The organism is Kitasatospora sp. GP30 (assembly GCF_029892145.1).
GTDB classification, from domain to species: domain Bacteria; phylum Actinomycetota; class Actinomycetes; order Streptomycetales; family Streptomycetaceae; genus Kitasatospora; species Kitasatospora acidiphila.
The window spans coordinates 114146-127308 of the sequence record NZ_JARZAH010000014.1; the positions used below are offsets into that span (position 1 = coordinate 114146).

Genomic DNA, 13163 nt, shown 5'->3' on the forward strand with positions numbered 1-13163 from the left:
GCCGGCACAAGGCCGTTGTCAGAGGGTGGCGAGGCCGAGGACGGTGGCGGCCACGGCCAGCAGTGCCAGCGCGCCCGGGACCGGGGCCCCCTTGCCGTCCTTGGCGCGCAGGTGGGTGGCCACCGCCCCGATGAAGTACAGCACCACGCCGACGGCGGCCGCGACGCCCAGCGCGCGCACCCAGATGCCGGCGATCAGCCCGATCGCCCCGGCGAATTCCAGCGCGGCCAGCCGCGGCAGCCAGCTCTCCGGCACGCCGACCTTGGTCATGCCCTCCATGATTTTCGGGTCACGGACCAGCTTGGCGCGTCCCGAGCCGGCCAGGACCAGGGTGAGCAGGATCGCCACGACGATGTATGCGATGAACACGGTTTCTCCATCAGGGTGTTGGGCAGCCGGCCCGGGGACGGGCGGTTCGGGAGGAGTGGGCCGGCGGTCGGGGACGGGCGGTTCGGGAGGCTGCGGGCCCGCAGCCGGGGGCAGGCGGGGGCAGGCGGGGGCAGGCGGTTCAGGGAGCCGGGACGGCCTCGACCACGCTGCTCGGCGACGCGGTCGACACGATCCGGGTGAGGGTGAAGCCGGCCGCCGCCAGCAAAGCGCGGAACTCCTCGGCGGTGCGCTCCTGACCGCCGCTGAGCACCATCATGTTGAGGTCGAGGATCTTGCTGAGTGAGAAGTCGTCGCCGTCGGGCACCACCGTATCGACCACCAGCAGCCTGGCGCCCTCGGGCATCGCCCGACGGGTGGTCTTCAGGATCTCGATGCACGCCTGGTCGTCCCAGTCGTGCAGCACCCACTTCATGGTGTAGAGGTCGGCGCCCCCGGGGACCTTCTCGAAGAAGCTGCCGGCGACCAGCTCCAGCCGGTCCGCCAGGCCCGCCGCCTCGACCTTGGGGCGGCCGTTGGCGACCGCGCCCGGCAGGTCGAGCACGGTCCCCCGGGCGCCCGGGTGGGCGGTCAGGATCGCGGCGAGGAAAGCGCCCTCGCCGCCGCCGACGTCGACGATGCTGCCGAACGGCGCGAAGTCGTAGGCCGCCAGCACGGCATCGGCCACCATCGCGGTCCCGCCGGTCATCGCCCGGCCGAGGTGGGCATTGAGTTCCGGGGCGGCCTCGAAGTGCTGCCAGATGTCGCATCCCACCGCCTTGTCGAAGCCTGGCTCGCCGAGGCGGACGGAGTCCACCAGCCGTCCCCAGGCCGCGTGGTGGGCGTCGCCGAGTTCCAGCTGCACCAGCGAGCCCAACGAACCGGGCACATCGGAGCGCACGGTGTCGCCGAGGGGGGTGGTGGCGTAGCGGCCCTGCTCGTCGGTGCGGAACAGGCCGACACCGGTCAGCGCCCGCAGCAGCCGGGACAGCGACCGTGGCTCGCTGCCGGTCAGTTCGGCGAGTTCGGCGGCGGTCTTCGGGCCGGCGGCGACCAGGTCCGGCAGGCCGAGCGCGGTACCGGCGTAGACCGCCCGGGAAACCCAGTAGTTGGCCACGATGCCGAGCATCTGGTCGAACGGCTGGGGTGTGGACGGCGCGGATTCTGCTGGGGTTCCCATGGTGGGCCTCTCAGTTCAGCTGGGCGTTCGACCGATGTGCGACCGACGGACGGGTGTAGGTCGGTCCAGCGCCTACCGCTGCCGGACCGCCTGCTCGTAGGAGGCCTGCAGCACGGCGGCTGCAACCTCCAACTCCTCCTCGTCGCGCGGTGCGTAGAACATCACGATGGTGTCCGGGAACTCCGCCCGCCGGGTGATCGGGTGCGGCTCGGTCCAGCCCAGCCGCTCCAGCGCGGCCAGCGCGTCCCTGGGCACGGTCAGGTGCAGGAATCCGGACCGGTGCACATGTCCGAACTCGTCCACCGAGGGGTGCAGGAAGGCCTCGAAGTCGCGCTGCTGCTGGTGCAGCCGGAAGGCCAGCGAGGACGGCTCGGAGACCCGGCTCGCGGTGGTGAACACCCCTGGCAGTGCCTGCGCCCGAACGACCAGCTGGGCACGGATCTGCGGCGGCGAGAAGTCCTCCAGCTGGTCGTGGGGGATCTCACGACCGGTGGTCGCCGGTCGAACACCCCTGCGGGCAGGCAGAACTGACAGATCGACAGCCATGGGGGATCTCCTAGTCGGCAGCACCGAGGCAGCGCACTTCCGTTGCGCTGGTTACTTCTTGTGCTCGGTTTGATTCTGCGCGATGCTTCCGCCGTGACAGAAGACAGCACATCGAATTCCGCTACGCACATCGATGTTCCCTCCCAGGTCGGACCGGATCAGCCGCTCTGCCAACTGCGCGAGGTCCTCGACCGGGTGGGCGACAAGTGGAGCGTGCTGATCATGGCGATCCTCGGCAACGGCCCGCACCGCTACTCGGATCTGCGGCGCGCCATCGACGGCATCTCGCAGCGGATGCTGACCCTGACCCTGCGCAGCCTGGAGCGGGACGGGCTGGTCACCCGGACCGTCACCCCCACCACCCCGCCGCGGGTCGACTACGGCCTCACCCCGGTCGGCCAGACCCTCTCCAAGGAGGTGGGCTCGCTGATCAACTGGTCGGAGCAGCACCGCGAGTACATCAGCGTCGCGCGGGCCAGCTACGACTCCGAGTGAGCCGGCCGGGGTGGTTGACGACACGTCGCCCACCATGACGTACCGTCAGCTCTCCATCACCCGTTGAAACGCGACGGTGTCGAAGATGTCCTCCATCCGCACGGCCAACCCATCGCGCAGCGTCCAGGAGTGGACGAACTCCAGCTCCTCGGTGTGCCCGGAGAGCGAGGTGACATCGCGCACGCCGAAGACCACCACGCGGTCGCCGGACTGCACGAACTCCGTCGGGTGCAGCTTCATGCCGCCCAGCACCGTGGGCACCTTGGCCAGGAAGGCCCGCACGCCGTCGTGCCCGGCCTTGGTGCCGCCCAGGCCGTACCTGCTCATGCTCTCCGGGTGGACCCACTCCATGTCCTCGGCCATGGTCCCGAGCAGTGCCGTCACGTCGCGATCGTGGAAGGCCTGATAGGCGGCCCGGATCAGTTCCAGGTTGTCGGTGTAGCGCATGAGGTGATCTCCCTTCAGTGCCGAGGTGTTCCGTGCTTGAGGTGTTCCGTGCTTGAGGTGTTCCGTGCTTGAGGTGTCCAGTGCGTCAGGTGTCCAGTGCGTCAGGTGTTCAGTGCTTGAGGTGTTCGGGGTACATCAGCTCGACGGTGCGCCGGATGCCCTCGCGCCAGTCGACCTTGCACGGGCCGGTCAGCCGGCGGCGCAGCGTCGGGTCGAACTGGTAGGTCTCCCGGGTCACTTCGCTCGGCACCAACTCGGCCTCGACCCCGGTGATCTCCTCCAGGTAGAGCAGCATGTCGGTGATGCCGACCGGCTCGTCGCCGCCCCAGTTGGTGAGCACGGCCGGGACGCCGGCGGCCTGCCAGAGCAGCGGAACCTGCTCGATCAGGTCGTCGGTGTGGAGCAGCGAGCACCAGTTCTGCCCCTCGATCGGGACCGGGATCGGCTCGCCGGCCAGCATCCGCTTGAAGTAGATCATCGGCACACCGCCGTAACCGCCGGGCCCGTAGGCGATGTTGAGCCGGGCGATGACGGTCGGCAGGCCGAGGGTCTGGGCGAAGGCCCGCACCGCGCCCTCGGTGGCGAGCTTGGCCACCGGGTAGACCGGCAGCCAGTCGGCGACGCCGTCCACCGGGTCGTCCTCGCGGTAGGCGTGGTCCAGGGTCTGGCGCGCGTACAGGGCGCCGGTGGAGACGTAGAGGAACGCCTCGGCGGTGCGGCAGTGCGTCATCAGCCTGCCGGCTGCGACCGTGTTGACCTCGATGGCGGTGTTGAAGTCGCCGTCCTCGCCGCGCCGCACGGCCGAGTGGATCACATGGGTGAAGTCCTCCGGCAGGCCCTTGAGGCTGCCGGGCGCGGTGTCGTCCATGTCCCACCGGAAGGTGGTGATGCCGTGCCGGTTGAGCTCGTCCTCCGAGCCCGGGGTGCCGAACCGGCCCAGTGCCCACACCTCGTTGTGCTCGGCCAGTGCCTTCGCCACCGGCCCGGCGACCTGCCCGGTCGCTCCGGTGACCAGGATCTTCTTGCCGTCCACGTACTGTCTCTCCTTGAACTTCGGTCGGGGGTCGTGGGTCGGGGGTCGGGGAGTCGCGGTGCCGGTCAGTCGCCCTCGCCGAGCGCGCGGTCCAACTCGGCACGCAGGATGGACTGGAAGGCCGCCACATGCTGCGGGCCCATCAGGGTGTAGTGCTCGCCGGGCACGTCGATGAACCGGACGCCCTCCCGGGTGTGTTCCTGCCACCGGCTCAACTCGTTGTTCAGCCAGTCCTCCTTGGTGCCGCGCAGCGGGATCGCGTAGAAGACCGACATCGCGCGCACCGACCCGCCGGGAGCGTAGCCGCGCCCCAGGTCGGTGAGGCCGTCGGCGAGCTCGGCCCAGGCGGTGAACTTCTCAACGGTGAGGTCGAGTTCGGCCAGTCGGGCGGGCGGTGCGAGCTCCAGGAGGCGGGCCGACTGCTTCTCCTTGGAGAGGTGGCGCAGTTCGCCGGGCAGCTCCAGGGACTGCCGCTTGTCGATCAGCGCCAGGAAGAACGCCAGGTTGGCGGCGGTCTCCACGAAGTCCAGTTCGTCCATGCGGTACTTGATGTGCGGCGGCAGGTTGAAGCTCCCGACGAAGTCGACCCGCTCGCCCTGGCTCTCCAGCACCTTGGCGATCTCGAAGGCGACCGCCGCGCCGTAGGAGTAGCCGGCCACCGCGTAGGGGCCGTGCGGCTGCTTGGCCCGGATCGCCGTCACATAGCTGTCGACCATCTCCGCGAAGCTCTCGAACGGCCGCTCCCCCGGGTTGAAACCGCGGGCCCGCAGCGCGTAGAACGGGCGGTCGCCGACGAAGTACTTGGCAAGGTTGACGAAGACCAGCACCTCGCCGACGCCCGGGTGCACGCAGAACAGCGGCGTCTTGTCGCCCGACTCCTGCATCGGCACCAGCGGGTCGTAGGGGCGTGCCGTGTCCCCCTCGCCGAGCCGGGCGGCCAGCGCCCGCACGGTGGGCGCGGTGAGCACCGTGATGACCTGCAGGTCGTCGGCGCCCAGCCGGCGGGCCACCAGGTTGCGCAGCCGCAGGATGTCCAGTGAAGTCCCGCCCAGGTCGAAGAAGTTGGCGGTGGCGCTGACCATCTCCGGGGCCAGTTCGAACATCTCGGCGTAGATCTCGGCCAGGATCCGTTCGGTCTCGCCCTCGGGTGCGTGGTAGCCGCCGAGCCGGCGCAGCACCATCTCCGCGGTGGCCTCGATCACCTCGGTGTAGGCGCCGGCCTCCAACCGCTTGCGCATCAGCGAGCGTTGGATCTTGCCGAGGCTGGTCTTGGGGAACGCGTCCTCGGGCAGCGGCAGCAGCAGCGCGGGCCTGAAGCCCCAGTGCGCCACCACGCCGGAGCGCACCGCGGAGAGCACCCGGTAGCGGCCGGTCTCGTCGCCGTCGGCGGTCCTCGGGTGGAAGGCGATCACCAGTTGCTCGGTGTCGCTGCCCGGCGCGCGGGTCGGGAAGGCGGCCACATAGGAGCCGGCGACGTCGTCCAACTGCCCAAGTACGGTTTCGATGTCATGGCTGAAGTAGTTGACGCCGTTGACGATGATGCTGTCCTTGCTGCGTCCGACCAGGGTGAGCCGGCCCTCGTCGATCCGGCCCAGGTCGCCGCTGCGGAACCAGCCGTCGGCGGTGAACGCCTCCTTGGTGGCGACCTCGTTGTTGTAGTAGCCGGGCGTGATCATGGCGCCGGCCAGCTGGAGTTCGCCGGTCTCGCCCTCGCCGAGCTCGCGGTCGTCCTGGTCGGCCACCCGGATCCTCAGGCCCTCGACCGGCAGGCCCAGGTTGGCGAACTCCTGTCCCTGGTCGGCGGTTGGGAAGTCCCGGGAGTAGATGCTGCCGGCGCAGGTCTCGGTCATGCCGAAGGCGGGCCAGAGCGCGGTGGGCCGCAGTCCGTGGGCCGCGAAGCGCTCCAGGAAGGTCTCACCGGTGGTGCGCACCACGGCCTCGCCCCCGCTGATGATGTGCCGCAGCCTGGACAGGTCCACCGGCCCTCGCTCGGTAAGCCGGTCGGCGAGCGGATTGAGCAGCCCCAGCAGGAAGTTGGGGGTGAAGGTCATGGTGACGCCGAGCGCCGAGACGAGCCGCAGGAACTCCAGCGGATCCCCGAGCACGGTGGCCGCCCTCACGTGCACCTGGCTGGCGCCGGCGTACAGCGGCAGTAGGTGGCACTCCAGCAGCGCGGCCACGTGGTCGAACGAGACCCAGTTCAACGAGACGTCGGCACAGGCCAGTCGGTGGTAGCCGTTCTTGCCGGCCATCGAGGCCAGCAGGTTGGCGTGGGTCAGGATGACGGCCTTGGAGTTGCCGGTGGAGCCGGAGGTGAGCACCAGCATCGCGGGGTCCTCGGGCGCGGCCTCGTGCAGCTCCACGGCGGGCTCGGCGCCGGTGAGTTCGTCCAGCTCGGCCACCACCAGGCCTGCCACCTGCGGCAGTTCGGCCTTCAGTTTGCGGTCGGTGACCAGCAGCGGCCCGTCCAACAGGGTGCTGACGTGCTGCAGTTGGGCGGCCCAGCGCTCCGGGTCCCCGCCGAGCGCGGCCATCGGCACCGGGACCAGTCCGCCGAGCACACAGGCCCAGAACGCGGCAAGGAACTCCTCGGGCTGCTCCAGCAGCAGGACCACCTTGTCCCGCGGCCGCAGGCCGCGTTCGCGCAGGCCCCCCAGCACGGTGCGGGCCCCGGTGAGCAGTTCGGGGTAGGACTGCGGCGGCCGGTCGCGCGCCGCCGCCGAGTTCTCGGGATAGTGCAGGCCGGACTCGGGGTGCTGCCCGGCGGCTCGCAGCAGCAGGTGGGCGATGCTGCTGGGCGCGGAAGCGGCCAGGGACATGTCGTTGCCCTCTCTTCTGGTTCGCGACGAAGTGCACGGACCGGGCTGGTCGGGGCGCCCGGATCCACACCGCGCGGCGTGGCTGCTCGGCCGGCGGTGGTCTGGGTGTGGCTGCGCGGTGGTCGGGCTGTGCTGGGGAGCGTGATCCCGGGGGCGGTGTCGCTCGCACCGGGCGCTGCTCCAACCCTCATCGCGGCCGGGGCACGGAGCAAGCGCCGCCGGTTCAGGGCTGGGTCAGGTTTCTCAAATCGCCGCAGCCGGATCAGATGTCCGTCAACGCCACGTCAGAGCCGTGTCAAACAGCGCTGGGGCAGGACTTCGGCACGCCGAAAACCGGCGGGTGTGCGACTGCGGACCCAGCACACCCCACCCGGGCAGCCCGGGCAAGCTCTTTCCTACGGGAATGCGCACGTCGCGGGGACTGCGGCAGGTCGGCCTGCCGCAGCGGACCACACGGACGACATTGTTTCTTCACAAGGTCCGCGAGGTGGCCGTACGAGCCCTTTGCGGCACCTCGGGAGCTTTTCCGCAACCAACTGACATCGGTGTTCCCGGCCATTTGACGCAGTATTGGCCGGCGCCGCCGGATTCCCCTCGGCGCCGGCAGCAGCTGACAAATCCCAAATCGCTTGTCCAGGGCCGCTCGAACCCTCGTTCAACTGCCGGGAAACCGTGCGGGGCAGGCCCTTTGACTCCCAGGTGCCAGTGGCTAGACTCACCGCACCGGTTGGTTGGCCGGGTTTCAATGAATGGCTGGTGAACTATGCCCTCGGGGGGACTGTGAATCAGCTCACGCACCGCGAATGGAATACCGTGGAGGCACCGTCCCGCGGCCCTGCCGTGCCGGCGTTCGCCACCCGCGAGAGCTGGCGGATCCTGGTGGTCGACAGCAATATCCGCTCGGCGGAGTCCCTTATTCTGGGACTGCGCCGACATGGCCACTCGGTGGCGGACGCGGAAACCGGTGGCGCCGCCCTGCAGCGCTACCAGGACGCGGACATGGTGCTGATCGATCTCGATCTGCCCGATTTGGACGGGCTGGAGGTCTGCCAGGCGATCCGACTGACCTGCGACACACCGATTATCGCCATCACCGCCCGGGGCGACGAAATCGACCGGGTCCTCGGCCTGCAGGCCGGCGCCGACGACTACCTCGTCAAGCCGTACGGTTTCCGCGAGTTGATGGCCCGGATGGAGGCGGTCATGCGCCGCGCCAGGCCGCGCCCCAGGCCCGCCGACGTCATCCTGCACGGACCGCTGCGGATCGACGCCGCTGCCCGCCAGGTGAGCCTGGCCGGTAGGCCGATCGACGTGACCCGCAAGGAGTTCGACCTCCTCTACGTGCTCGCCTCCAACCCCGACAGCGTGGTGCCCCGCAAGCGGCTCATGCAGCAGGTCTGGGGCGACTCGTGGTCGCCCCGCACCGTCGACACCCACGTCAGCAGCCTGCGCGGCAAGCTCGGTGCCAACGAGTGGATCACCACCGTGCGCGGCGTCGGCTTCCGGCTCGGGCCTGCCTGCACCCGCAGCCGGCAGTCCGGGGCCTGAGCGCCACAGCGGCCTGACAGATCGTCAGGAGTCCGCGTCACCGTCCGCAGCGTGCTCGGCCGCGCGCTCCGCGGCCCGCACCTCGGCCTCGACCTCCTCGGCCGGGCGGCGCAGCAGCCGCCCGCCGTGGCGCGCGGCGAGCTGGTCGGCGGCGGCCGGGTCGTGCTCGCGCAGTTCGACGATCAGCAGGGCACTGCCCTCGACCAGATCCTTGCTGTAGACCAGCAGGCCTTCCGCGCCCTCGTGGAACCGCCTCAGCTCGGCCGCGCCGCCGATGAAGGTGCCGGCCGTCCAGCCGAGCAGCACCCCGATCGGACCGCCGAACAGGCCCAGCAACCCGCCGACCAGGCCGGTGGCCACGGTCGGCCCGCCCGCGCCCTTCACCCAGCTCTCGGGCGTGTCCAGCAGCCCCTCCGCCGAGCGGGTCAGCACGGCGGCCTGGTGCGCCCCGGGCAGCTCCTTCGCCTCGCCGAACGCGGCGGTGGCCTCGGCCTGGTCAGTGAAGGTGATGAAGAGCATGACGTGGGTCGGCTCGGCCATGGCGCGTCCTTCGTCCGTTTTGCGAGGGTTCCTCACGGAACGGTACGACGACCGCCTGACACCGCGCCAGGCGAGGCACTATCCGACATGTGAGCACCAAGGACCACTCACGCCCCACCCGACACGTGAGCACCGATTCGGTTCGCGTCATGGTGCGGTGCGGCCCGCAAGCGGACAATCAGCGCATGTCGCTGCGTGCCGCGCTCGCCCATCCCGTCCGCTACGGCTCGCTGGGCGCGGGCATGCTGCCGGTGCTGGCGTTCCCCGCCCCGGACCAGGAGTGGTTCGCCTGGATCGCGCTGGTGCCCGGGCTGCTGCTGATGCAGCGGGCGCCGCGGGCCCGGGAGGCGGTGGTGCGGGGCTGGTGGTTCGGCGCCGGGTTCGTGCTGGCGGCGATGTACTGGCTGATCCCGAGCATCGGTCCGGGACTGCTGCTGATCGCGGTGCTCTTCGGGGCACTGCAGGGGGCGGTGGGCCTGGCGGTCTGGTGCCTGCTGCGGCCCCCGCTGACGGTGCGGCGCTCGCTGGCGGCACTGCTGGTGGTGCCGTCGGTCTGGGTGGTCACCGAGTTCGCCCGCTCCTGGCAGGCGCTCGGCGGCCCCTGGGCGCTGCTCGGCGCGACCCAGTGGCGCCGTCCCACCCAGCTGGCGCTGGCCTCGCTCGGCGGGATCTGGCTGGTCAGCGCGGCGGTGGTGGCGGTCAACACGGCGGTGCTGATCGCCGTGCTCGCCGACCGCACGGTGCTGCGGGCCTGCGCCCTGGCGGCGGGCGCGCTGCTGCTGGCCGCCGGCCCGGTGGCGTTCGCGCTGAACCCGGCCCCGGTCACCGCCCGCACCGCCACCGTGGTGCTGGTCCAGCCGGGCCAGACCCCCGACGGCACCGTCCGGCTGGACGCCGCCGGCGCGATCACCCGCGACCTGGCGGACCGCCCCGATCTGGTGGTCTGGGGCGAGTCCAGCATCACCAGCGACCTGTCCCGGGACTCCGTCACGCTGGCCCAGCTACGGGCGCTGTCGGCCGTCACCGGCAGCGACCTGCTGGTCAACGAGGACGCCCGGAAGGCGGACGGCCACATCTCCAAGGACGCCGTGCTGATCGACCCGAACGGCATCCAGGACCGGTACGCCAAGATGCGGCTGGTGCCGTTCGGCGAGTACATCCCGTTCCGGGGCGGGCTCGGCTGGCTCACCAAGATCAGCAAGGCCGCCGACCAGAACCGCACCCCCGGCCACTCGTTCCACCTCTTCCAGCCGGTGGACCGCAGCGGCACCCCGCTGCCCGCCGGGGTGCTGATCTGCTTCGAGTCGGCCTTCCCGGACCTGTCCCGCACCGCCGCGCTGCAGGGCGCCCAGCTGCTGATCTACCAGTCGGCCACCAGCACCTTCCAGGACACCTGGGCCCCGGCGCAGCACGCCGCGCTGGCCGCCGTACGGGCCGCCGAGACCGGCCGCCCGGCGGTGCAGGCGGCGCTGACCGGCGACTCGGTGGCGTTCGACGCCCAGGGCCGGCAGCTGGCCCGGATGGACACCGGCGGCCGCGGCGCACTCACCGTGCACCTGGCGCTGCCCGCCGCGACGTACCGCACCTGGTACGACCGGGTGGGCGATGTGGTGCCGTGGACCGCGCTGGCGGTGACGGCGGCCGCCGCCGCGACCGGCCTGTACCGGGCCCGCGCCCGGCCCAGGGCCGACCGCTCCGCCACGGTGTCCGAGGAGGCCCCGAGCCCCGCCCGGTAACAGAATCAGTCCTTCTTCGCCCGGCTCGGCTGCACCCGGGTCGGTTCGCCCGGCGCCTTGGGGTGGTCGGGCGGGTAGGGCATCTCGCCGAGCCCCTCCTCGTGTTCCTGGCGGTCCGCCAGGTCGAGCACCGCCTCCAGGCCGAAGGCGTGCTCGTCCAGCTCGGCGTGCGGGTCGCCCACCTCGGCCAGCCGGGCGGGCACCGTGCCCAGCGTGAAGTCGCGCGGTGCCACCTCGTCCAGCTCCGTCCAGTGCAGCGGCGTGGAGACGGTCGCCTCGGGGCGGGCCCGCAGCGAGTAGGCGGAGGCGATGGTCCGGTCCCGGGCCATCTGGTTGTAGTCGACGAAGACCTTCTCGCCGCGCTCCTCCTTCCACCAGGCGGTGGTCACCCGTTCGGGCATCCGCCGCTCCAGCGACCGGCCCAGCGCGATGGCGCAGCGCCGCACCTCGGCGAAGGTCCACTCGGGTCGGATCGGCACGTACACGTGCAGGCCGCGCCCGCCGGAGGTCTTGGGCCAGCCGCGCAGCCCGTGCCGGTCGAGCACCTCGCGCAGCTGGTGGGCGGCGCGCACCGCGTCGGCGAAGTCGGTGCCGGGCTGCGGGTCGAGGTCCAGGCGCAGTTCGTCGGGGCGGTCGGTGTCGCCGCGGCGGACCGGCCAGGGGTGGAAGGTGAGGCAGCCGAGGTTGGCGGCCCAGAGCACGGCGGCGGGTTCGGTGGGGCAGATCTCGTCGGCGGAGCGGCCGCTGGGGAAGGAGATGTGCGCGGTGGGCAGCCATTCGGGCGTGTTCTTGGGCGCTCGCTTCTGGTAGAAGAACTCGCCGTCGACGCCGTCCGGGAACCGCTGCAGCGTGGTGGGCCGGTCGCGCAGCCCGCGCAGCACCGCCGGGGCCACCGCCTGGTAGTAGCGCGCGACGTCCAACTTGGTGTAGCCGGGGCCGGGGTAGTACACCTTGCCCGGATTGGACAGCTTGACCAGTCGCCCCCCGGCTTCCAGTTCCACCGATTCCGCCATACACCCACGCTAGGCCGCCGCGCTGCGCACCGCGCGGGCGTGACGCACCATCACGGGTATGGACCTTCCCGTGCTGCCGCCCGTCGAGCCGATGCTGGCCAAGGCGGTCACCGCCATCCCCGAGGGCATGCACTACGAGGCCAAGTGGGACGGCTTCCGGGCGATCGTGTTCCGGGACGGTGACGAGGTGGAGGTGGCCAGCCGCACCGGCAAGTCGCTGGCCCGGTACTTCCCGGAGCTGCTGGACGCCTTCCGGGCCGAGCTGCCGCCGCGCTGCGTGCTGGACGGCGAGATCGTGCTGGCCCACGACGGGCGGCTGCACTTCGAGGAGTTGCAGGAGCGGATCCATCCGGCGGCGTCCCGGGTGCGCAAGCTGGCCGCCGAGCGCCCGGCGAGCTTCATCGCCTTCGACCTGCTGGCGCTGGACGACACGGCGCTGCTCGACCAGCCGCTGGCGGCCCGCCGCACCGCGCTGACCGGGGCGCTGGCGCAGGCCGGGCCGTGGGTGCGGCTGGCCCCGGCCACCACCGACCGGGAGCTGGCCGAGGTCTGGTTCACCAGGTTCGAGGGGGCCGGGCTGGACGGCATCGTCGCCAAGCCGCTGGACCAGCCCTACCGGCCCGGGGTGCGCTCGATGTTCAAGATCAAGCACGGCCGGACCGCCGACTGCGTGGTGGCCGGCTACCGCGAGCACAAGGACGGCCAGGGCGTCGGCTCGCTGCTGCTCGGGCTCTACGACGCGGCGGGGGTACTGCAGCACGTCGGCGTCTGCGCCTCGTTCACGGCGGCCCGGCGCCGGGAGCTCGCCGAGGAGCTGGCCGCGCTGCGACTGGACGACCCGAGCGGCCATCCGTGGGCGGCCTGGACCGACGAGAGCGCCCACCAGACCGGCCGGCTGCCCGGCGCGCCGAGCCGGTGGAGCGGTGCCAAGGATGCGCAATGGATCGCGCTCCGCCCTGAGCGGGTCTGCGAGGTCGCGTACGATCACATGGAAGGGACGCGGTTCCGCCACACCACGCGCTTCCAGCGGTGGCGGCCGGACCGGGCCCCGCGCAGCTGCGACTACAGCCAGCTGGAGGAGCCGGTCGGCTACGACCTGGCCGAGCTCCTGCACGACGGACGCTGACACCGGGGGCCACCCCGAAAGGACAGCAGGTGAGGACGATGATCCTCTCACGCCAGGAAGCACGCGCGAGCCGGCGGATCGAGGCCCGGCTGACCGCGGAGGATCCGGTGCTGGCCCGACGGTTCGACCAGTGGCGGCGCAGCCGTGAGCGGGTCGCCGAGGCCGCCGCGCTGGCGGCCGGCCAGGATCTGGACCAGGGGGCCGCGACCCGGCTGCGCCGGCTCTGGCGCGAGGTGCTGCGCGGCCGGATCCCGCTGCCCTAGCGATGCCCGGTAGAGGCCTGCGATGCGTCCCGCGAACCACTCGATCGGCCG

13 protein-coding genes are annotated in these 13163 nt (G+C 71.5%); 5 read left to right on the top strand and 8 right to left on the bottom strand.

Translation table 11 applies throughout. The features are described from left to right. Window positions 1-18: 18 nt before the first annotated feature. From P3T35_RS21290 to P3T35_RS21300, 3 genes are all read right to left on the bottom strand, one after another. Window positions 19-369, bottom strand: coding sequence for a DoxX family protein (locus tag P3T35_RS21290; RefSeq protein ID WP_101379030.1), 351 nt, complete (start codon window positions 367-369; stop codon window positions 19-21). Between the two features lie 139 nt (window positions 370-508). Beyond that, complete coding sequence (locus P3T35_RS21295; protein WP_101379031.1) at window positions 509-1546, bottom strand: methyltransferase; 1038 nt, start codon at window positions 1544-1546, stop codon at window positions 509-511. Between the two features lie 72 nt (window positions 1547-1618). Further along, complete coding sequence (locus tag P3T35_RS21300; RefSeq protein ID WP_101379032.1) at window positions 1619-2092, bottom strand: luciferase family protein; 474 nt, start codon at window positions 2090-2092, stop codon at window positions 1619-1621. 93 nt (window positions 2093-2185) lie between these two features. Between P3T35_RS21300 and P3T35_RS21305 the strand changes: the two genes are divergently transcribed. Further along, on the top strand, window positions 2186-2587 hold the full coding sequence (locus tag P3T35_RS21305; RefSeq protein ID WP_101379033.1) for a helix-turn-helix domain-containing protein: 402 nt from the start codon (window positions 2186-2188) through the stop codon (window positions 2585-2587). Between the two features lie 45 nt (window positions 2588-2632). Here P3T35_RS21305 and P3T35_RS21310 read toward each other — a convergent pair whose 3' ends face one another. The 3 genes from P3T35_RS21310 to P3T35_RS21320 form a co-directional block, all read right to left on the bottom strand. Continuing rightward, the gene (locus P3T35_RS21310; RefSeq protein ID WP_101379034.1) at window positions 2633-3034 is read right to left on the bottom strand and encodes a nuclear transport factor 2 family protein; all 402 of its coding nucleotides are present in this window, start codon (window positions 3032-3034) and stop codon (window positions 2633-2635) included. Between the two features lie 109 nt (window positions 3035-3143). Then, window positions 3144-4067 carry an NAD(P)-dependent oxidoreductase gene (locus P3T35_RS21315; RefSeq protein ID WP_101379035.1) on the bottom strand — a complete coding sequence of 308 codons (924 nt, stop codon included), beginning with the start codon at window positions 4065-4067 and terminating at the stop codon, window positions 3144-3146. A gap of 65 nt (window positions 4068-4132) precedes the next feature. Further along, window positions 4133-6886 carry a non-ribosomal peptide synthetase gene (locus tag P3T35_RS21320; RefSeq protein WP_101379036.1) on the bottom strand — a complete coding sequence of 918 codons (2754 nt, stop codon included), beginning with the start codon at window positions 6884-6886 and terminating at the stop codon, window positions 4133-4135. A gap of 813 nt (window positions 6887-7699) precedes the next feature. Between P3T35_RS21320 and P3T35_RS21325 the strand changes: the two genes are divergently transcribed. Next, the gene (locus tag P3T35_RS21325) at window positions 7700-8434 is read left to right on the top strand and encodes a response regulator transcription factor (protein WP_180356328.1); all 735 of its coding nucleotides are present in this window, start codon (window positions 7700-7702) and stop codon (window positions 8432-8434) included. A 24-nt stretch (window positions 8435-8458) separates the two neighbouring features. On the opposite strand, the gene P3T35_RS21330 is transcribed toward P3T35_RS21325, so the two are convergent. Further along, window positions 8459-8974 (bottom strand): histidine kinase, encoded by a 516-nt coding sequence (locus tag P3T35_RS21330; protein WP_101379038.1) that lies wholly within the window; start codon window positions 8972-8974, stop codon window positions 8459-8461. A gap of 185 nt (window positions 8975-9159) precedes the next feature. Between P3T35_RS21330 and lnt the strand changes: the two genes are divergently transcribed. Next, on the top strand, window positions 9160-10710 hold the full coding sequence (lnt, locus tag P3T35_RS21335; protein WP_101379039.1) for an apolipoprotein N-acyltransferase: 1551 nt from the start codon (window positions 9160-9162) through the stop codon (window positions 10708-10710). A gap of 5 nt (window positions 10711-10715) precedes the next feature. On the opposite strand, the gene ligD is transcribed toward lnt, so the two are convergent. After that, the gene (gene ligD, locus P3T35_RS21340) at window positions 10716-11723 is read right to left on the bottom strand and encodes a non-homologous end-joining DNA ligase (RefSeq protein ID WP_180356329.1); all 1008 of its coding nucleotides are present in this window, start codon (window positions 11721-11723) and stop codon (window positions 10716-10718) included. 58 nt (window positions 11724-11781) lie between these two features. Between ligD and P3T35_RS21345 the strand changes: the two genes are divergently transcribed. Both P3T35_RS21345 and P3T35_RS21350 read left to right on the top strand, forming a co-directional pair. Next, the gene (locus P3T35_RS21345) at window positions 11782-12849 is read left to right on the top strand and encodes an ATP-dependent DNA ligase (RefSeq protein ID WP_101379041.1); all 1068 of its coding nucleotides are present in this window, start codon (window positions 11782-11784) and stop codon (window positions 12847-12849) included. Window positions 12850-12887: 38 nt separating this feature from the next. Continuing rightward, the gene (locus tag P3T35_RS21350; protein WP_101379042.1) at window positions 12888-13112 is read left to right on the top strand and encodes a DUF3040 domain-containing protein; all 225 of its coding nucleotides are present in this window, start codon (window positions 12888-12890) and stop codon (window positions 13110-13112) included. The last annotated feature ends 51 nt before the right edge of the window (window positions 13113-13163 follow it).